General features: G+C 70.1%; 16 protein-coding genes. All 16 read left to right on the top strand.

The window, feature by feature from the left end:
* The 16 genes from AB0I66_RS30515 (at position 1) to rpmA (ending at position 20,178) form a co-directional block, all read left to right on the top strand.
* Positions 1-345: a DUF4233 domain-containing protein gene (locus tag AB0I66_RS30515; protein ID WP_363211190.1), complete on the top strand. Its 345-nt coding sequence runs from the start codon at positions 1-3 to the stop codon at positions 343-345.
* A gap of 105 nt (positions 346-450) precedes the next feature.
* Positions 451-864, top strand: a complete 414-nt coding sequence (gene ndk, locus AB0I66_RS30510; RefSeq protein WP_363211189.1) for a nucleoside-diphosphate kinase — start codon at positions 451-453, stop codon at positions 862-864.
* A gap of 335 nt (positions 865-1,199) precedes the next feature.
* A complete protein-coding gene (locus AB0I66_RS30505; protein WP_160505014.1) occupies positions 1,200-2,219 on the top strand; it encodes a rod shape-determining protein in 1,020 nt (339 codons plus the stop codon).
* 184 nt (positions 2,220-2,403) lie between these two features.
* Positions 2,404-3,357, top strand: coding sequence for a rod shape-determining protein MreC (mreC, locus tag AB0I66_RS30500; RefSeq protein WP_363211188.1), 954 nt, complete (start codon positions 2,404-2,406; stop codon positions 3,355-3,357).
* Between the two features lie 13 nt (positions 3,358-3,370).
* On the top strand, positions 3,371-4,045 hold the full coding sequence (mreD, locus tag AB0I66_RS30495) for a rod shape-determining protein MreD (protein WP_363211187.1): 675 nt from the start codon (positions 3,371-3,373) through the stop codon (positions 4,043-4,045).
* Complete coding sequence (mrdA, locus tag AB0I66_RS30490) at positions 4,042-6,216, top strand: penicillin-binding protein 2 (protein ID WP_363211186.1); 2,175 nt, start codon at positions 4,042-4,044, stop codon at positions 6,214-6,216. Before mreD ends, mrdA begins: the two co-directional genes overlap by 4 nt.
* Positions 6,216-7,418 carry a rod shape-determining protein RodA gene (rodA, locus tag AB0I66_RS30485; protein ID WP_363211185.1) on the top strand — a complete coding sequence of 401 codons (1,203 nt, stop codon included), beginning with the start codon at positions 6,216-6,218 and terminating at the stop codon, positions 7,416-7,418. The genes mrdA and rodA overlap by 1 nt, the downstream gene beginning before the upstream one ends.
* A gap of 60 nt (positions 7,419-7,478) precedes the next feature.
* On the top strand, positions 7,479-9,089 hold the full coding sequence (locus AB0I66_RS30480) for a CYTH and CHAD domain-containing protein (RefSeq protein WP_363211184.1): 1,611 nt from the start codon (positions 7,479-7,481) through the stop codon (positions 9,087-9,089).
* A gap of 62 nt (positions 9,090-9,151) precedes the next feature.
* Complete coding sequence (locus AB0I66_RS30475; protein WP_363211183.1) at positions 9,152-11,074, top strand: TIGR03960 family B12-binding radical SAM protein; 1,923 nt, start codon at positions 9,152-9,154, stop codon at positions 11,072-11,074.
* Positions 11,075-11,641, top strand: coding sequence for a GNAT family N-acetyltransferase (locus AB0I66_RS30470; RefSeq protein WP_363211182.1), 567 nt, complete (start codon positions 11,075-11,077; stop codon positions 11,639-11,641).
* A gap of 37 nt (positions 11,642-11,678) precedes the next feature.
* Entirely contained in the window at positions 11,679-12,950 is a 1,272-nt protein-coding gene (locus AB0I66_RS30465) for a hypothetical protein (RefSeq protein WP_363211181.1), read from the top strand.
* Between the two features lie 46 nt (positions 12,951-12,996).
* On the top strand, positions 12,997-13,800 hold the full coding sequence (locus AB0I66_RS30460; RefSeq protein ID WP_363211180.1) for a TIGR03936 family radical SAM-associated protein: 804 nt from the start codon (positions 12,997-12,999) through the stop codon (positions 13,798-13,800).
* Positions 13,801-14,036: 236 nt separating this feature from the next.
* Entirely contained in the window at positions 14,037-17,888 is a 3,852-nt protein-coding gene (locus AB0I66_RS30455; RefSeq protein ID WP_363211179.1) for an Rne/Rng family ribonuclease, read from the top strand.
* A 222-nt stretch (positions 17,889-18,110) separates the two neighbouring features.
* Positions 18,111-19,418 (top strand): phospholipase D-like domain-containing protein, encoded by a 1,308-nt coding sequence (locus tag AB0I66_RS30450; RefSeq protein ID WP_363211178.1) that lies wholly within the window; start codon positions 18,111-18,113, stop codon positions 19,416-19,418.
* A gap of 170 nt (positions 19,419-19,588) precedes the next feature.
* Positions 19,589-19,909: a 50S ribosomal protein L21 gene (rplU, locus tag AB0I66_RS30445; protein WP_363211177.1), complete on the top strand. Its 321-nt coding sequence runs from the start codon at positions 19,589-19,591 to the stop codon at positions 19,907-19,909.
* 14 nt (positions 19,910-19,923) lie between these two features.
* Positions 19,924-20,178: a 50S ribosomal protein L27 gene (gene rpmA, locus AB0I66_RS30440; protein WP_148013939.1), complete on the top strand. Its 255-nt coding sequence runs from the start codon at positions 19,924-19,926 to the stop codon at positions 20,176-20,178.
* The last annotated feature ends 42 nt before the right edge of the window (positions 20,179-20,220 follow it).

Here is a 20,220-nt window from a genome sequence, read left to right as displayed (position 1 = left end):
GTGCGTACGCTCTGTGCTTCGACGCTGATCGGCGAGTTCTTCGTCATCGGTTTCGCCGGTCTGGTCGCCATGAAGGACCCGGACCTGACGATGGGCACGGTCTGGACGGTCTGCGGCATCGCGATGCTGTTCTGCGTCCTGCTGTGCGGAATGATCACCAGGCCCGGCGGGGTGCAGCTCGGCTGGGCCCTGCAGATCGCGCTCATCGCGAGCGGCTTCGTCGTGCCGATCATGTTCTTCATGGGGGCGGTGTTCGCCGCGCTGTGGTGGGCCTCGATCCACTTCGGCCAGAAGATCGACGAGGCGAAGGCCAGGTTCGCGGCACAGGCGGAGGCCGAGGCCTGACCGTGCGGGCCCCCGGGGACGGGGCCGGAGGTAACGCGGTGTAGTGGGTGCCGGTATTCTGCCGGGCAACCCACACGCACGTAGAAAAAATGCTTGGAGCCGCACATGACCCAGCGCACTCTCGTCCTGCTCAAGCCCGACACCGTCCGTCGTGGCCTGATCGGCGAGATCATCGGCCGCATCGAGCGCAAGGCGGGCTGGACGATCTCCGCCCTCGAACTGCGCTCGCTCGACCAGGAGACGCTGGAGCAGCACTACGGCGAGCACAAGGGCAAGCCCTTCTACGAGCCGCTGGTCGACTTCATGTCCTCCGGTCCGGTCGTCGCGCTCGTCGTCGAGGGTGAGCGTGTCATCGAGGGCGTGCGCGCCCTCGCGGGTCCGACCGACCCGATCGCCGCCGCGCCCGGCTCCATCCGGGGCGACTTCGGCAGCATCGTCCGGGAGAACCTGATCCACGCCTCGGACTCCGAGGAGTCCGCCGAGCGCGAGCTGAAGATCTTCTTCCCGGGTGTCGTCTGACGGCCCGACACGGTCTCGCCTGGCGGACACAGGTAAAGAGTTCCGTAAAGACTTCTGACGCCTAGTCAGCAGGGCACCGCCCTGACCAGGGGTGGCCGAGAAAACCGGCCGCCCCTTGGCATATGCGCCCCAATTGGGGGAACCCGTGCCTCCGATGGCACGTCTCCAAGAGCGAGGCGGCGCATCATCTGCTGACAATGGCGAAGACCCTAGCGCCGTGTTCGTGCAGGCGAGACTACGATGGAAGCCTCCACGCCACACAGCACCCACCTCGCCTACCTAAAAAGCCATCAGAAGCTCCAGGGAAGGCCAGACGCATCCTCATGGGGAACAACATGTCGTTCATCGGCCGTGACATGGCTGTCGACCTCGGGACCGCCAACACGCTGGTGTACGTCAGGGGTCGCGGGATCGTTCTCAACGAACCGTCCGTGGTCGCGATCAACACCAACACCGGTGGCATCCTCGCTGTCGGCGCCGAAGCCAAGAAGATGATCGGTCGCACGCCGGGCAACATCGTTGCCGTGCGACCGCTGAAGGACGGCGTCATCGCCGACTTCGAGATCACCGAGCGGATGCTCCGCTACTTCATCCTGAAGATCCACAAGCGGCGATACCTCGCCCGCCCGCGTGTCGTCGTCTGTGTGCCCTCCGGCATCACCGGAGTCGAGCGCCGCGCCGTCATCGAGGCCTCCTCGCAGGCCGGCGCCCGCCAGGTGCACATCATCGAGGAGCCCATGGCCGCGGCCATCGGTTCCGGCCTGCCGGTCCACGAGGCCACGGGCAACATGGTGGTCGACATCGGCGGCGGCACCACCGAGGTCGCCGTCATCTCGCTCGGCGGAATCGTCACGGCACAGTCGATCCGCGTCGCCGGCGACGAGCTGGACAACGCGATCATCCAGCACATCAAGAAGGAGTACTCCCTCCTCCTCGGTGAGCGCACCGCCGAGCAGATCAAGATCACCATCGGCTCCGCGTACGACATGGACGCCGACGAGCACACCGAGATCCGCGGCAGGGACCTGGTCTCCGGGCTGCCCAAGACCGTCGTCATCTCCGCCGCCGAGGTCCGCAAGGCCATCGAGGAGCCGGTCAACGCGATCGTGGACGCGGTCAAGACGACCCTCGACAAGTGCCCGCCGGAGCTTTCCGGTGACGTGATGGACCGCGGCATCGTTCTCACCGGAGGCGGCGCCCTGCTGCGCGGCCTCGACGAGCGTCTGCGCCGCGAGACGGGCATGCCGATCCACATCGCCGAGGACCCGCTGGACAGCGTGGCGCTCGGCTCCGGCAAGTGCGTCGAGGAGTTCGAGGCGCTTCAGCAGGTCCTTGACGCATCGCCGCGCCGCTGAGGGTGGCGCGAACCCGCTGAAAGGGTGTCCGCCGTACGAGTGCCTGTCACCTCGTGCGGCGGATCGTTGATATAGAGGGCTCAGCAGACAACGCACGACAAGGGCTCGGCACAACAATTCCGCGGCGCCCGCAGACGCCGCGGATTCCAAGGATTTCCAACTGAGGAAGGCACGGCCGCCGCACGTGAGGGACACACGAGAGAGCCGGCTGCTCCTGGTGCTGCTGATCGCCATCGCGTTCGCTTTGATCACGGTGGACATCCGTGGTGGCGAGGACTCGCCGGTCGACGGTGCCCGCCAGGCCGCCGCCACGGTCTTCGGCCCGGTCGAGGACGGCGTGTCGTCCGCCGTCGACCCGATCGGCAACGCCATCGGCGCGGTACGGGACTCCGGTGACCGGCATGACCGGATCGCCGAACTCACGCGGCAGAACGCCGCGTTGAAGGCGAAGCTCGGCAGCGACGACCGCAATCGCAGTCGGGTCAGACAGCTGGACAGCATGCTCAAGAGCGCCGGTGCCGGTCAGTACGGCATCAAGGGCGCCGAAGTCATCGGCATAGGAGCGGCCCAGGGCTTCTCCTGGACCGTCACCATCGACGCGGGCGCCAACGACGGACTCAAGCGCGACATGACCGTCCTGAACGGCGACGGCCTCGTCGGCCGCGTCACCACGGTCGGCCCCAGCACCGCGACCGTCCTGCTCGCCAACGACCCCGACTTCACCGTCGGCACCCGTATGGAGAAGACCGACGAGCTCGGCTTCGCCACCGGACAGGGCGACCGCCCGCTGTCGGTGCAGATGCTCAACGGCAAGGCCAAGATCAAGAAGGGCGACCGCCTGGTCACCTTCGGATCGCAGAAGGACAAGCCGTTCGTGCCGGGCGTTCCGGTCGGCCAGGTCGTTCGCGTGGACCCCTCGGGCGGCGACCTGACGCGCAACATCTACATCAAGCCGTACGTCGGCTTCACCAAGCTGGACATCGTCGGAGTCGTCGTCGAAGCGCCCCGCGAGGACCCGCGCGACACGGTGCTGCCGAAGAAGCCCGCCAAGCCGAAGCCGACCCCGACGGTGACCGTGACGGCCACCCCGTCAGGACAGGCCCCGGCCGACGGCGTCGACAACGGCAACGAGCAGTAGGAGCACCGGAACCATGCGCTTCAACCGAATCCTGCTCTCCACCACCCTGGTCGTCGTCGCCCTGGTCATCCAGGTCAGCGTCCTGGCCCGGCTGCAGCTGCCGGGCGCGGTACCGGACCTGGTGCTGCTCACGGTGCTCGGCCTCGCCCTGGTCTACGGCCATGTGGGCGGCGCCCTCGTCGGCTTCGGCGCCGGACTCCTCGCGGACCTGGCGCCGCCGGCCGACCACGCCGCCGGGCGGTACGCCCTGGTCCTGTGCGTCGTCGGCTACCTCGCGGGCCTGGCCAAGCCGGAGACCGGACGGCTGCGGTCTGCCACCGGGCCGCTCGTCGTGGTCGTCAGCGCCGCCATCGGCTCGACCCTGCTGTACGCGGGCGTGGGCGCCCTCGTGGGGGACACCGCCGCCCGCCACGTGGGCCTGGGCGGGCTCCTCTTCACGGCCGCCCTGTACGACCTGCTGCTCGCGCCGTTCACGGTGCCGCTGATCATCGCGCTCGCCCGCAGAGCCGAGAACGACCCGCTGGGGGAGACCTCACCCGCCAACAAGGCCGCCACGGACGTCGCGTCCGGCTGGCTCTCCTCCGGCACCGGCCTGCGCATCGGCAACCAGCGCGGCGGCCTGCGGATGAAGGCGGCCAAGGCCCGCGTGGCGCGCGCCGGACGCATCAAGGGGGTCAAGCGCCTGTGACCAACATTCCCGAGACCGGACGGACCCCGAGAGTCCAGATCCGTCTCATCGTCATCCAGATCCTCGTGCTCTCCCTCCTCCTCACCCTCGGCGGCCGCCTCTGGTACCTCCAGATCCGCAACGGCGAGGAGTACGCCGAGGAAGCCTCAGGCAACCACGTCCAGCAGGTCGTCGACCCCGCCGTACGCGGCTCGATCCTCGACGCCCGCGGCGTGCCGATCGCCGACAACGAGACCCGCCTGGTCGTCTCCGCGTCCCGCACGGACCTGATGAAGATGAAGGACGACGGCAAGGCGGCCCTCGCCAAGCTCGCCGACGTCCTCGGCATGACCACCAAGGAAGTCTCCGACAAGGTCCGCCTCTGCGACTCCAAGACCCCGCAGCCCTGCTGGAACGGCTCGCCCTACCAGCCGATCCCGATCACGGACGAGGCCTCGCCCAAGCAGGCCCTCCAGATCCGGGAGCGCGCCGAGGACTTCCCCGGCATCACCGCCGAACCCACCGCCGTCCGCCGCTACGCCGCGCCCGGCAAGTCCAACACCGCCCAGGTGCTCGGCTACCTCTCGCCCGTCACCGACGAGGAGATCACCAAGGCGGAGCACACCGACTCGCCGTTCCTGCGCTCCGACCAGGTCGGCCGCTCGGGTCTTGAGCGGACCTACGACGCGCAGCTGCGCGGCAAGGCCGGCGTCACCCGCTACGAGGTCGACAACCTCGGCCGCGTCATCGGCAAGGCCAAGGACGACCCGGCCCAGCCCGGCGCGAACGTCGTCACCAGCATCGACGCGCGCGTACAGGCGCTGTCCGAGTACTGGCTGAACGACGCGATGAAGAAGGCGCGCCAGGAGTTCGACAAGAACACCAACGAGAACTACAAGGCCGACGCGGGCGCCGTCGTCGTCATGGAGAACAAGACCGGACGCGTCGTCTCCATGGCGTCCAACCCGACGTACGACCCGAACGCCTGGGTCGGCGGCATCTCCGGCAAGGACTACACCCAGCTCACCGGCAAGAAGTCCAACTACCCGCTCCTGAACCGCGCCATCCAGGGCCAGGCGGCCCCCGGCTCGATCTTCAAGGTCATCCCGACCACGGCGGCGGTCAACGCGGGCTACGACTTCAACGGCAGCTACCCCTGCCCCAGCTCGTACTCCATCGGCGGCCAGACCTTCAAGAACTTCGAGTCCCAGGGCCACGGCAGCATCAGCCTCGGCCAGGCCCTCGAGGTCTCCTGCGACACCGTCTTCTACAAGCTCTCGCACGACCAGTGGGCCAAGGACGGCGGCAACAAGCCGAAGAAGGACGCCAAGGACTGGTTCTACAAGACGGCCCACCAGTTCGGTCTCGGCAAGGAGACCGGCATCGACCTGCCGAACGAGGTCACCGGCCGCGTCCCGGACCGCCAGTGGAAGAAGGACTACTGGAAGGCCAACAAGGACGGCTGGTGCAAGCAGGGCAAGAAGGGCGGCGACTACGTCGAGCAGATCGCGTACGAGAACTGCCTCGAAGGCATGAAGATGCGCGCCGGTGACTCCGTCAACTACTCCATCGGACAGGGCGACACCCTCGTCACGCCGATACAGATGGCGACGATCTACTCCGCCATCGCCAACGGCGGCACCCTCTACGACCCGACCGTCGGCAAGGCGATCATCAGCGCCGACGGCAAGCAGGTCCAGGAGATCAAGCCCAAGTCGCACGGCAAGCTGCCCATGGACGAAAAGACGCGCAAGGACATAGACGGTGCCCTTGCCGACGTCGCCACCAAGGGAACGGCCGCCTGGCGCTTCGGCGGCTGGCCGCAGGACAAGATCCCGATGCACGCCAAGACGGGTACGGCGGAGGTCCACGGCAAGCAGACCACCTCGTGGTTCGCGACGTACACCAAGGACTACTCGATCGTGATGACGATCTCCCAGGGTGGTACGGGTTCCGGGGCGTCGGGCCCCGCCGTCCGCAAGATCTACGACGGCATCTACGGCCTGGACGACAGCGGCAAGCAGAACCTGAAGAAGGCCCTGCTGCCCCAGCCGCAGAAGAACCTGCCGAAGATCGAGACCGACGGTTCGATCGACTCCCCGAAGATCAAGCCGTACAAGCCCGAGGCGCCCAAGCCGTCCGAGCAGCCGCAGGAACTGGCGGGCGCGCCCGCGAACGGGAGGCGCGACTAGTGGCCGGCAACAATGGCTTCTCCGTCTCCGGCTACGGTCCCGAGCGCTCCTCTCTCTCGGCCCGCCTGTTCGCCCGCGACTCGCTGGTGCGCAGGATGGACTGGCCGATACTGCTCTCGGCGATCGCGCTCTCCGCGATCGGCTCCGCGCTGGTCTACTCCGCGACGCGCAACCGCACCGAGCTGGTCGGCGACGACCCGTACTCCTTCCTGCTCAAGCACCTCCTGAACACCGGCATCGGCATCGCCCTGATGGCGGGCACGGTGTGGCTCGGCCACCGGACGCTGCGGACGGCCGTGCCGATCCTCTACGGCATCTCCGTCTTCCTCGTCCTGCTCGTCCTCACCCCGCTCGGCGCGACGATCAACGGCGCGCACGCCTGGATCGTGCTCGGCGGCGGCTTCTCGCTGCAGCCCTCCGAGTTCGTGAAGATCACGATCATCCTGGGCATGGCGATGCTGCTCGCGGCACGGGTGGACGCGGGCGACCGGGTCCACCCCGACCACCGCACGGTGATCCAGGCCCTCGGTCTGGCCGCCGTACCGATACTGATCGTGCTCCTCATGCCCGACCTCGGGTCGGTCATGGTGATGGCGATGATCGTGCTCGGCGTGCTGCTCGCGTCGGGTGCCTCCAACCGCTGGGTCTTCGGGCTCCTCGGCACGGGCGCCGCGGGCGCGATCGCCGTCTGGCAGCTCGGCGTCCTGGACGACTACCAGATCGCCCGCTTCGCGGCCTTCGCCAACCCCGCGCTCGACCCGGCGGGCGTCGGCTACAACACCAACCAGGCGCGCATCGCGATCGGTTCCGGCGGCCTGTCGGGCACCGGCCTCTTCAAGGGCTCACAGACGACGGGGCAGTTCGTGCCCGAGCAACAGACGGACTTCGTGTTCACGGTCGCGGGCGAGGAGCTCGGCTTCGCGGGCGCGGGACTCATCCTCGTCCTGCTCGGCATCCTCCTGTGGCGCGCCTGCCGCATCGCGCGCGAGACGACCGAGCTGTACGGCACGATCGTCGCCGCCGGGATCATCGCCTGGTTCGCCTTCCAGTCCTTCGAGAACATCGGGATGACGCTCGGCATCATGCCGGTGGCGGGCCTGCCGCTGCCCTTCGTCTCGTACGGAGGGTCATCGATGTTCGCGGTCTGGGTGGCCGTCGGCCTGCTCCAGTCCATCAAGGTGCAGCGACCGATGTCGGCCTAGCTCGGCCCCGGGGCGTCTGGGGGACTGCCCAGCGCCCCGGATCCCGTCTAGATTCGGTTCATGGCGGAGACAAAGCGGGAGATCGAGCGTAAGTACGACGTCGAAGCGGCCGCGGAGCTGCCCGACCTGACCGGTGTCGCCTCAGTGGCGAAGGTCGTCGATAAGGGTGTCGTCGAACTGGACGCCGTCTACCACGACACGACCGACCAACTTCTGCTCGCGGACTCGATCACGCTCCGCCGCCGCACGGGCGGCGACGACGAGGGCTGGCACCTGAAACTGCCGGTGTCCCTCGTCCAGGGCGCGCGGGACGAGATCCAGGCACCCCTGTCGGACTCGGTGCCGCCCGAGCTCTCCGCGCTGGTGCGATCCCGGGTGCGCGACGCCGAACTCGTCGCCGTCATGCGGCTGTTGACCGCGCGGGACCTGCGCCACCTTCTCGACGACAAGGGCGCGCTCCTCGCCGAGCTGAGCATCGACCGGGTCAGGGCCGAGCGGCTCACGGAGGTCGGCGGCACCACCGAGTGGGCCGAGATCGAGGTGGAGCTCGCGGACGGCGTGGATCCGGCCCTGCTCGACAAGATCGAGAAGAAGCTGAAGAAGCTCGGCGTCGAGCGGTCGGCGGCCGCCTCGAAACTGGCCAAGGCCCAGGCGGGGACGGCGCTTTCCGCGACCCGGCAGCTGGTCGCGGAGGGCACGCTGAAGCCTGCCGGGGGCAAGAAGGGGCAGAAGGGTGACGGGTACACCGTCATCCAGCCGAAGGACTCCGCCGTGCAACCTGACCCCGTCACCGCTGCCGACCACGTCCTCGCCTACATCCGCACCCAGCGCGACGCCCTCGTCGCCCTCGACCCCGACGTCCGCCGCGACCAGCCGGACTCCGTGCACCAGATGCGGGTCGCCACGCGGCGGATGCGCAGCGCGTTCCGCTCGTACAGGAAGCTCCTCGACCGTTCCGTCACCGACCCGATCGGCGACGAACTGAAGTGGCTCGCGGGAGAGCTCGGCGTCGACCGCGACCAGGAGGTCCTGGCCGAGCGGCTCACCGGCCGCATCGACGCCGTGCCGGGGACCCTGCTCCTGGGTCCCGTGCGGGCCCGCCTGAGCATCTGGAACGTCGCGGGCTCCGCCGACGCCCGGAGCAGGACCGTCGCCGCGCTCGAAAGCCGGCGGTACGTGCAGCTCCTCGACTCCGTGGACGCGCTGCTCGCCGACCCGCCGCTGCGCAAGGCCGCCACCGCGTCCCCCGGCAAGGCGCTGCCCAAGGCCGCCCGGAAGGACTACGCCCGCCTGGAGGCCCGCATCGAACACGCCCTCGCGCTGGCGCCCGGGGAGGAGCGGGACGTGGCGATGCACGGCGCCCGCAAGGCCGCCAAGCGTGCCCGGTACGCGGGCGAGGCGGCGAAGCCCGCGCTCGGCAAGCCCGCCAAGCGGTTCGCGAAGCGGATGAAGGCCGTCCAGAAGGTGCTCGGCGACCACCAGGACAGCGTGGTCGCGCGCGACGCCCTGCGGAACCTCGCCGTCCAGGCCCACACGGCGGGCGAGACCGCCTTCACCTGGGGGCTTCTGTACGGGCAGGAGGAGGCCAGGGCCGCCGAGCGCGAGAACGAGCTGCCCGCGGTGTGGCACCGGGCGTCCCGGCCCAAGGTGAGGTCGTCATTGGGCGGGTGAGTACCGAGGTACGCTGGATGGTCACCCCTGCCAGAACTGAGATCCTGCCGAAAGACGCTGTGATGCCTGTCGAGTCCGTCTTCCCACGCCTGGAAGCGCTTCTCCCGCACGTCCAGAAGCCCATCCAGTACGTCGGCGGAGAGCTCAACTCCACCGTCAAGGACTGGGACGAATGTGACGTCCGCTGGGCGCTCATGTACCCGGACGCCTACGAGGTGGGGCTGCCCAACCAGGGCGTCATGATCCTCTACGAGGTACTGAACGAGCGCGAGGGCGTCCTCGCCGAGCGCACGTACAGCGTCTGGCCGGACCTCGAGGAGCTGATGCGGGAGCACAAGGTCCCGCAGTTCACCGTGGACAGCCACCGCCCCGTCGGCGCCTTCGACGTGTTCGGGCTCAGCTTCTCCACGGAGCTGGGCTACACGAACATGCTCACGGCCCTGGACCTCGCGGGCATCCCGCTGGAGTCCAAGGACCGCGGCATCGACGACCCGATCGTCCTCGCCGGCGGCCACGCGGCCTTCAACCCCGAGCCGATCGCGGAGTTCATCGACTGCGCGGTCATCGGCGACGGCGAGCAGGCCGTGCTCGACATGACGGCGATCATCCGCGAGTGGAAGGCCGAGGGCCGCCCCGGTGGCCGCGAGGAGGTCCTCTTCCGCCTCGCCAGGACCGGCAACGTCTACGTCCCCGGGTTCTACGACGTCGAGTACCTCCCGGACGGGCGCATCGGCCGTGTCGTGCCGAACAAGTCCGGTGTCCCGTGGCGCGTGTCCAAGCACACCGTCATGGACCTGGACGAGTGGCCCTACCCCAAGCAGCCCCTCGTGCCGCTCGCGGAGACCGTCCACGAGCGCATGTCCGTGGAGATCTTCCGCGGCTGCACCCGCGGCTGCCGCTTCTGCCAGGCCGGCATGATCACGCGCCCCGTGCGGGAGCGCAGCATCACCGGCATCGGCGAGATGGTGGAGAAGGGCCTCAAGGCCACCGGCTTCGAAGAGGTCGGCCTGCTCTCCCTCTCCTCGGCGGACCACACGGAGATCGCGGACGTCGCCAAGGGCCTCGCGGACCGGTACGAGGAAGACAAGATCGGCCTCTCCCTGCCCTCGACCCGCGTCGACGCCTTCAACATCGACCTGGCGAACGAGCTGACGAGGAACGGCCGTCGCTCCGGCCTGACCTTCGCCCCCGAGGGCGGCAGCGAGCGGATGCGCAAGGTCATCAACAAGATGGTCTCCGAAGAGGACCTGATCCGCACCGTCGCGACCGCGTACGGCAACGGCTGGCGCCAGGTCAAGCTGTACTTCATGCTCGGCCTGCCCACCGAGACCGACGAGGACGTCCTGCAGATCGCGGACATGGCGGCGAACGTCATCGCCAAGGGCCGCGAGGTCGCGGGCAACGACATCCGCTGCACGGTCTCCATCGGCGGCTTCGTGCCCAAGCCGCACACGCCCTTCCAGTGGGCCCCGCAGCTGTCGGCCGAGGAGACGGACGCCCGCCTCGCGAAGCTGCGCGACAAGATCCGCGGCGACAAGAAGTACGGCCGCTCGATCGGCTTCCGCTACCACGACGGCAAGCCCGGCATCGTCGAGGGCCTGCTCTCGCGCGGTGACCGCCGCATCGGCTCCGTCATCCGCGCGGTGTACGAGGACGGCGGCCGCTTCGACGGCTGGCGCGAGCACTTCAGCTACGACCGCTGGATGGCCTGCGCCGAGAAGACGCTGCCCGCCTTCGGCGTGGACCTCGACTGGTACACGACGCGTGAGCGGACCTACGAGGAAGTCCTGCCCTGGGACCACCTGGACTCCGGTCTCGACAAGGACTGGCTCTGGGACGACTGGCAGGACTCGCTCGACGAGACCGAGGTCGAGGACTGCCGCTGGACCCCGTGCTTCGACTGCGGCGTCTGCCCGCAGATGCAGACCGAGATCCAGATCGGCCCCACCGGCAAGAAGCTCCTCCCGCTGTCGGTAGTGAAGTAAGTGACGCACCCGGAGCCGGTGGCCGGGGCGGGTCCTCGACTCGTCCCGCCCACCGGCCTCGTGCATCTCTCCTTCGTCGCCGCGATGGAGGAGTTCCGCGCCGAGGGGCGCGGCGGTGACGACGACGACACGACGCTCGGCCAGACCCTGCGTGACTACGGCGACAAGTGGCACGACCCCACGGTCTTCGAGCGGTACGTCGCCGAGGTCCGCGCCGCCGTGCACCCCGCCGAGCCGTTCTCCGTCCCCGTGACGACCCTCTGGTACGCGGACGGCGCCGACTACTTCGGCCGCCTCGCCATCCGGCACAACGTCAACACGCGCTTCCTGCGCGAGTACGGCGGCCACATCGGCTACGACGTACGCCCCACCGCCCGCCGCCGCGGGCACGCCACGGCCATGCTGATCGGCGCCCTGCCGTACGCACGCGCGCTGGACATCCCATCGGTCCTGGTCACCTGCGACACCGACAACACCGGTTCGCGCAAGGTGATCGAGGGCGCGGGCGGCGCGTTCGAGGACGAACGCGGCGGAAAGCTGCGTTACTGGATCCCGACCGGCGCCTGACCGAACCACATCCCTCTACTCGCGCGTCTAGGACGGCATGGACCTGGAAAAGCGGCCCCCGCTGCCCGCACCGCAAGCACCTCCGGAGGCCCGACCGCAGGCCGAGGGCTGTCTGGCCGTGGCGATCCGCATTCCGGTGCGGATCGTCGTCCTCGTGCTCGTCGTCCCGGTGCGTCTGGTGTGGGACGCTCTGGCCGTCTGCGGCCGCTTCCTGTATTTCAGAGGCCTGCGTCCCGTGGGGCGCGCGTTGGCGTGGCTGGGCCGGACGCTGATCGTGACGCCGCTGAGCTGGCTGATGGAGTACGTCATCACGCCGGTCGCGCTCGGCATCACCACCGCCACGATGTGGCTGCTCAAGGCCGTGTTCGTGTGGCCGTGGGTGGGGCTGTGGCGGTACGTGCTCGTGCCGGTCGGCACGGGGCTCGCGTGGCTGGGCCGGGTGCTGGTCGTGATCCCGGCCGGGTGGCTCTACGCCGCCGTCCTCACCCCGATCGGGCACGCGATCGCCTGGCTCGCGCGCGGCATCGCCGCGGGGGCCTCGGTGGCCGGGCGTGGCATCGGCGCCGCTGTGCTGTGGCTGCTCAAGGCCGTGTTCGTGTGGCCCTGGGTGGGGCTGTGGCGGTACGTGGTCGTGCCGGTCGGCAGGGGACTCGCGTGGCTGGGCCGGGTGCTGGTCGTGATCCCCGCCGTATGGCTCTACGCCACCGTCCTCACCCCCGTCGGGCACGCGATCGCCTGGCTGGCCAAGGGTGTTGGGGCGGGCATCGCCTGGACGGTCCGGGGGATCGGGGCCGTGCTCGGCGCCCTGGGGCGCTGGATCTTCGTGGTGCCCGCCGTCGCCCTGTGGCGCTGGGTGCTCGCACCCGTCGGGCGGGGCATCGCGGTCGTCGCGCGCGAGGTCGGCGCCGCGTTCGGACACGCCTGGCGTATCGCCGGGTATGTCTCGCTCGCCGTGGGCCGCTTCCTCGGCAGGCTCCTGCGGTGGCTCTTCGTCGACCCGGTGCGCTGGGCGTACCGGGTGATCCTCACTCCGGTGGGGCACGCGGTGCGTGACGGCGTCTGGCGGCCCGCGGCCAAGGCGGTGAAGGACGCCGGCCGCGCCACCCGGCAGGCCCTGGCAGCCGCCCGCCAGAGCGTGCGGGACGCCCGTGCCGACGTGCGCCGCATGCTGTTCGGGGCGCCGAAGGGACACGTGCCGGTGGGGGCGGCCGCGATGGAACCCACACCGGTCCCGGTGGCCCGGCGGGAACCGGACACGGCCACGGCACGTACTCTAGGTAGCAGTACGACCGCACTCACGAAGGACTAGAACACTGGGCAAGCGACAGCCCGAAGGCCCGCCGCCCGCTCCCGCGGTGCAGCGCATCCGACTGCGCTACACCAAGCGCGGCCGCCTCCGGTTCACCAGCCACCGTGACTTCCAGCGCGCCTTCGAGCGGGCGCTGCGCCGCGCCGAGGTGCCCATGGCGTACTCGGCGGGGTTCACACCGCACCCGAAGGTGTCGTACGCCAATGCCGCACCCACCGGCACGGGCAGTGAGGCCGAGTACCTGGAGATCGCGCTCACCGAGCCGCGTGACCCCGACAAGCTGCGCGAGCTGCTCGACGAGTCGATGCCGACCGGCCTCGACATCGTCGACGCCGTCGTGTCCCGCACCTCGGGACTCGCCGACCGGCTCACCGCGTCCATCTGGGAGCTGCGCCTGAACGGCGTCGAGCCCGCGGACGCGCAGCGTGCCGCCGAGGCCTTCCGGGCCGCGGAGACCGTCGAGGTCCAGCGCCGCACGAAGAACGGCATGCGGACCTTCGATGCCCGCGAGGCCGTCGTGAGCCTTGAGGCCCTGGCCTCTGACGAGGCACTCAGCCACGACGCTGATAGGCCGACCGACCAGCCCTGTGCGATACTGCGGCTGGTTGTTCGGCACGTGACACCTGCCGTACGACCTGACGACGTCCTGTCCGGTCTCCGAGCTGTGGCCGACCTGGCGCCGCCGGTCCCCGCAGCGGTGACCAGGCTGGCGCAGGGGCTTCTTGACGACGAGACCGGCACGGTGACCGACCCGCTCGCGCCCGACCGCGAGGCAGCCACGACCCCACCTGAGAACCACGGGGCCGCCGCAGCCACCGCGAAGGCGCCGGCGCAGGAAGGTCCCGCGTAGGGACGAGCGTCGACGCGCCGCCCATGTACTCGGGAGCCACCTGGGTCGGGCAGCGCACTGACCGAGACTTTCGCCAGGCCGTCCGCATTTGGGCGTACGGAACCGGCGAGACAGACACATAGAGCTCCCGTGCGGCGCCCACGCCCCCGGATGGCGGCCCCGCGTAGGTGAGCGAGGGCCGCGGACATCACCGGACCAGGCGCGGCGCCCGGGAGCGTGACGGGAGAACCGCCCGCATGCATGAGCCGAACGAACCCACTGAGGGCTCGGACAACAACACGCCCAGCGACACCCTGCCGCCGCGCCGCAGGCGCCGTGCGGCGTCGCGGCCCGCGGGTCCGCCCGTGGGTGCCACCGAAGCCGCGGCTCCGGCCATACCGGCCACCCCCGCCGCCGAAGAGCCCGCCAAGGCCGTGACTCCGGAGCCCGCAGCGGCCGAGGAAGCCGCTCCCGCCCCGCGTCGCCGCCGTGCCACCCGCCGTGCCTCGGCTCCCGCCGGTGCGCCGCAGGGTGCCGAGACGCCCGCAGAGACCCCGGCCGCCGAGCCCGCCGCCCCCGTGGCCGAGGCCGAGCCCGAGGAAGCCGCTCCCGCCCCGCGCCGCCGTCGCGCCACCCGCCGTGCCTCCGCTCCGGCTGGTGCGCCGCAGGGTGCCGAGGCCGCCGCGGAGACGCCCGTGGCCGCCGAGCCCGCCGCAGAGGAGCCCGCCGCCGAGGCCGCGCCGGAGGCGCAGCCGGAGTCCGGCGACGCCGCCCCGCGCCGTGCCCGCCGCCGCGCGACCCGCGGCTCGTCCGCGCCCGCCGCGGAGCCGCAGGCCGCCGAGCAGGCCCCCGCCGCCGAGCCGAAGGCCGACGCCGCGCCCGCCGAGGTCAAGCAGGCCGCCGAGCCGGAGGCCGCCGAAGAGGACGCGCCCAGTGGCCGCCGTCCCCGCCGTGCCACCCGTAAGGCCGCCGCCGGATTCTCGGCGCCCGCCCCTGCCCGTGCCCGCAAGGCGCGTGCCGGTGACAGCGAGGAGGGTTCCGGAAGGAAGCCGCGCCCCGCCGTCGCCGTCTTCCAGGCGCCGGTGTTCGCCGCGCCGATGTTCCAGACCCCCGAGAGCGCGGCCGCCGCTGCCGCCGCCGAAGCGGCCGACGAGCCCGCCGAAGAGGTCGAGGCCGAGCCCGTGGCCGCCGCCCCCGTGGCGGAGGAGGAGACGGGTCCGCGCCGTCGCCGTCGCCGCGGCCGGAACTCCGACGAGCAGCCCGCCGCCGAGCGCGAGCCCGCCAAGGCCGCCCCGCAGCCCGCCGAGGCCGAGGTCCCCGAGGCCGAAGAGGCCGAGGACATCCCCGAGGCCGCCGAGGCCGCCGAGGACAATGACAACGACGAGTCCGACGACTCGGGTGAGCGGCACGGCCGCCGTCGCCGTCGTGGTGGCCGTCGCCGCCGCCGCGGTGAGTCCGCCGACGACTCCGGCGACCAGCAGGACGCGGACGCCGAAGCGGACTCCGACACGGACACCGCCGAGCAGGACGCCGAGCCGGCCGCGGACGACTCCGACGAGGACACCGACGACAACGGCTCGGGCTCCGGCTCCAGCAGCAGCCGTCGCCGTCGCCGCCGCCGTCGCCGCGCCGGTGACTCCGGTGAGGCCGAGAGCACGTCGGACGGCGACCCGGAGCGTACGGTCGTCAAGGTCCGCGAGCCGCGCAAGAAGGAAGAGCGCGAGCTCGGCACGGGCGTCGACGAGGTCACGTCCATCAAGGGCTCGACCCGCCTGGAGGCCAAGAAGCAGCGCCGCCGCGAAGGCCGCGAGCAGGGCCGCCGCCGCGTCCCGATCATCACCGAGGCCGAGTTCCTGGCGCGCCGCGAGGCCGTCGAGCGTGTGATGGTCGTCCGCCAGAACGGCGAGCGCACCCAGATCGGCGTCCTCGAGGACAACGTGCTCGTCGAGCACTACGTCAACAAGGAGCAGGCCACCTCGTACGTCGGCAACGTCTACCTGGGCAAGGTCCAGAACGTGCTGCCGTCCATGGAGGCCGCCTTCATCGACATCGGCAAGGGCCGCAACGCGGTCCTGTACGCCGGTGAGGTCAACTTCGAGGCGCTCGGGATGGCCAACGGCCCCCGTCGCATCGAGTCAGCCCTGAAGTCGGGCCAGTCGGTCCTCGTGCAGGTCACGAAGGACCCGATCGGCCATAAGGGCGCCCGCCTGACCAGCCAGGTCTCGCTGCCCGGCCGCTACCTGGTCTACGTGCCCGAGGGCTCGATGACCGGCATCAGCCGCAAGCTGCCCGACACCGAGCGCGCGCGTCTGAAGACCATCCTCAAGAAGATCGTCCCCGAGGACGCGGGCGTCATCGTGCGCACCGCCGCCGAGGGCGCGAGCGAGGACGAGCTGCGCCGTGACGTCGAGCGTCTGCAGCAGCAGTGGGAGGACATCCAGAAGAAGTCGAAGGCGGCCTCGACGAGCGCGCCGGGCCTGCTGTACGGCGAGCCGGACATGACCGTCCGTGTCGTCCGCGACATCTTCAACGAGGACTTCTCGAAGGTCATCGTCAGCGGCGACGACGCCTGGGAGACCATCCACGGATACGTCTCCCATGTCGCCCCAGACCTGGCCGACCGCCTGCAGCGCTGGACCTCCGAGGTCGACGTCTTCGCGACGTACCGCATCGACGAGCAGCTGATGAAGGCGCTCGACCGCAAGGTCTGGCTGCCCAGCGGCGGTTCGCTGGTGATCGACAAGACCGAGGCGATGATCGTCGTCGACGTCAACACCGGTAAGTTCACCGGCCAGGGCGGCAACCTCGAAGAGACCGTCACGAGGAACAACCTGGAGGCGGCCGAGGAGATCGTGCGTCAGCTCCGGCTGCGCGACCTCGGCGGCATCGTCGTCATCGACTTCATCGACATGGTCCTGGAGTCCAACCGCGACCTGGTCCTGCGCCGGCTGCTCGAATGCCTGGGCCGTGACCGCACGAAGCACCAGGTGGCCGAGGTCACCTCGCTGGGCCTCGTGCAGATGACCCGTAAGCGGGTCGGCCAGGGCCTCCTGGAGTCCTTCTCCGAGACCTGCGTCCACTGCAACGGCCGCGGCGTGATCGTGCACATGGAGCAGCCGACCTCCGCCGGTGGCGGCGGCAAGCGCAAGAAGCGCGGCCGCGGCGGCTCCGAGCAGGGTCAGGAGCACACGCACGAGCACGACCACGAGGTCACGGACGAGACCGACACCGAGACCGAGGCCGAGGTCGCCGCGGAGGCCGCCGCTCCTGTGGCGCTTCCCGAGCCGGAGTTCGTGCCGGACGAGGAGCTCTACAGCAGCGCGTCCGAGGCGGAGGCCGCGGCGTCCCGCGGTGGCCGCTCGCGCCGCCGGGCGACCCGCCGGGCCTCGGCTCCGGCCGGCGCCCCGAAGTCGGAGACCGCCCCCAAGGCGGAGAAGCGGTCCAGGTCCCGTAAGGCCGCCACGGCCGAGGACGAGGCTCCGGTGGTCGAGGCCCCCGTGGTCGAGACTCCGGCCGCCGCGGAGGACCCGGTCGTCGAGGTGGCCCCCGAGGCACCCGCGGACGACGCGGCCCCCAAGGGGCGTACGCGCCGTCGTGCGACCCGTAAGGCGACGTCGCCCGCCGGTTCGCCGAAGAGCGCCGAGAGCGCCGAGCCGCAGGCCGCCGAGGTGATCGTCGCCGAGGCGCCCAAGGCGGAGCCCGTGGCCGAGCCCGTGGCATCCTCCGACGCGGCCCCGGCCGACGCCGCTCCGGCCCGTCCGCGCCGCCGTGCGGTCCGCAAGGCCACCGCGCCGACCGCGTCCGAGGATGCGGCCGTCCTGGTCGTCCCGTCGGCCGAGAAGGCCGCACAGGCCCCGGAGAAGGCCACCGAGCAGGCAGCGGAGCAGCCCGAGGCCGAGGCCGGGGAAGCCGCTCCGGCCAAGAAGACGGCGCGTAAGACCGCCGCCAAGAAGGCGCCCGCGAAGAAGGCCGCCGCCAAGAAGACCGCGGCCAAGAAGACGGCCGCAAAGAAGACGACGGCCAAGAAGGCGTCGAAGACCACGAAGAAGACCGCCGCGGCGGAGCAGGCGCCGTCCGGCGTCAAGGCCTCCGCGGCCGACGAGGGCTGACCCCCTCCTTCGTAGTCCGTACATATGACCGGGTGCCCCCGGCATGGTGATCTGGCCATGCCGGGGGCACCTCTCTGTTGGAACACCGAGATGTATTTGTAAAACTCATGCGGTTGGTGAAAGAGCACACGCGCGTGGCGTTCGGGAGACGCCGCACGCGTGTCAGGGAGGGGACGCACGATGGCGCATGGTCGCCTGAGGGGCACGGGACGTCACCGTGCCGTGAAACAGATCAAGGGCGGACGCCAGGCGGTCGCCCTGGCCACGGTCCTGTCGGCGGCGGGGATCCAGACCGTCACGGCCATGGGGACGGCAACGGCCGACGGGGAGCCGCCGCTGGTCGAGGCGCCGCTCTTCAACGATCCGAAGGGCACCCCCGAGCAGCAGCACGCGATCCGGACCCGGCTGATCGAGCTGACGAACGCCGCGGTGCCCGGCTCGACCATCAAGGTCGCGGTCTACCACGTGTGGGAGGCCTCGGTCGTCGACGCGCTCCTGGCGGCCAGGGACCGCGGGGTGAACGTGCAGATCCTGCTGGACGAGACCAGCAGGAGCGACCGCCCCACGAACACCTCGTACAGCAGGCTCGCGGGGGCGCTCGGCACCGACAAGAACAAGCCGTCCTTCGTGTCGCTCTGCCCGACCGGCAAGTCCTGCCTCGGTGATCCCAGGTACGGCAAGTCGATCATGCACAACAAGTTCTGGCTGTTCTCGCAGGTCGAGGGGGCCAGGGACGTCGTCGTGCAGACCACGTCGAACTCGACGCCCTCCGCCCACACGAAGTTCTACAACGACGCGCTGCAGCTCCCGAACAACCCCACGATGTACGAGGCCTACGCCGACTACTTCGCCGACATGATCCGCAAGGACTGGCGGAACTGGGACTACCGCACGGTGAGCGACGGCCTCTACAAGGCGTACTTCTTCCCGCGCTCCGGCACGGTCAACGAGACCGACACCATGTACTCGGTCCTGAACAACGTGCAGTGCAACTACAAGGACGCGGCGGGCGTGCCCCGGCACACCAACATCCGCGCCTCGATCTTCAAGATCACCCGCAAGCAGATCGCCGACAAGCTCGTCTCGCTCAAGAAGGCGGGCTGCACCGTCAGCATCGTCTACGCCGAGACCGACAGCGCCAAGAGCCAGGGCGGCACCCCGGGCACCTGGGAGGCCCTGCACAAGTCGGGCGGGCCCACCGTGCGCTGCTTCAACGACGACCGGGACCCGCTGCACCCCGGGACCAAGCTGGTGACGCCCTACATCATCCACTCGAAGTACCTGCTCATCGACGGCAAGTACGACGGCAAGCAGAACAAGCTCTCCTTCACCGGCTCGCAGAACTACACGGCGCCCGCGCTGCGCGAGAACGACGAGGCGATCGTGAAGGTCGACGACGACTCCGTGCACGACGCGTACCGCGGCCATTTCGACCGGGTGCGGACGATCGCCTGGCCGGGCAAGGCCGACAGCACCGACCTGTGCAAGGGCGTCAAGCCGCTGCCGCCGGACGGCGAGAAGCCGGTTTGACCCTTGTGGCCCAGCCCCGTAATCTTGACCGTCGGCGTGTCACTGGACATGTCCTACCCCTGTAAACCTGATTTCCTTCCGGCGCCCCCGGCGCTCGGAAGAGGCCGACCGTGCATCTGGACGGACGGCTGGACTGCGGGGGTCCCGTTCCGAGCGAGAGAGAGATCCGCGTGTACGCCATCGTGCGCAGCGGTGGTCGCCAGCACAAGGTTGCTGTCGACGACATCGTTGAGGTTGACAAGATTTCCACCGCCAAGGTTGGCGACACGGTCGAGCTCTCGACCCTGCTCGTTGTCGACGGTGACGCCGTGACGAGCGACCCGTGGGTGCTTGCCGGTATCAAGGTCACGGCCGAGGTCGTGGACCACCACAAGGGCGCGAAGATCGACATCCTTCGCTACAAGAACAAGACCGGCTACCGCCGTCGCCAGGGTCACCGCCAGCAGTACACGGCGATCAAGGTCACCGGTATCCCCACGGCTGCGAAGTAAGGGACTGAGACAAGATGGCACACAAGAAGGGCGCATCGTCCACTCGGAACGGGCGCGATTCCAATGCTCAGCGGCTCGGCGTGAAGCGCTTCGGCGGTCAGACCGTCAACGCCGGTGAGATCCTGGTCCGCCAGCGTGGCACCCACTTCCACCCCGGCGCGAGCGTCGGCCGTGGCAAGGACGACACGCTGTTCGCGCTGGCCGCCGGTGCGGTCGAGTTCGGCACGCACCGTGGCCGCAAGGTCGTGAACATCGTTCCGGTCGCCTGAATCAGGCTTCCGTAGAACAGGTTCTTCGCGAGGGCGGACCTC

Origin of the sequence: Streptomyces sp. NPDC050439 (assembly GCF_040655335.1) — a bacterium.
In the GTDB taxonomy this organism is placed as follows: domain Bacteria; phylum Actinomycetota; class Actinomycetes; order Streptomycetales; family Streptomycetaceae; genus Streptomyces.
The sequence above is the reverse complement of the archived record's forward strand: the minus strand, read 5'-3'. Positions and strand labels throughout refer to the sequence as shown.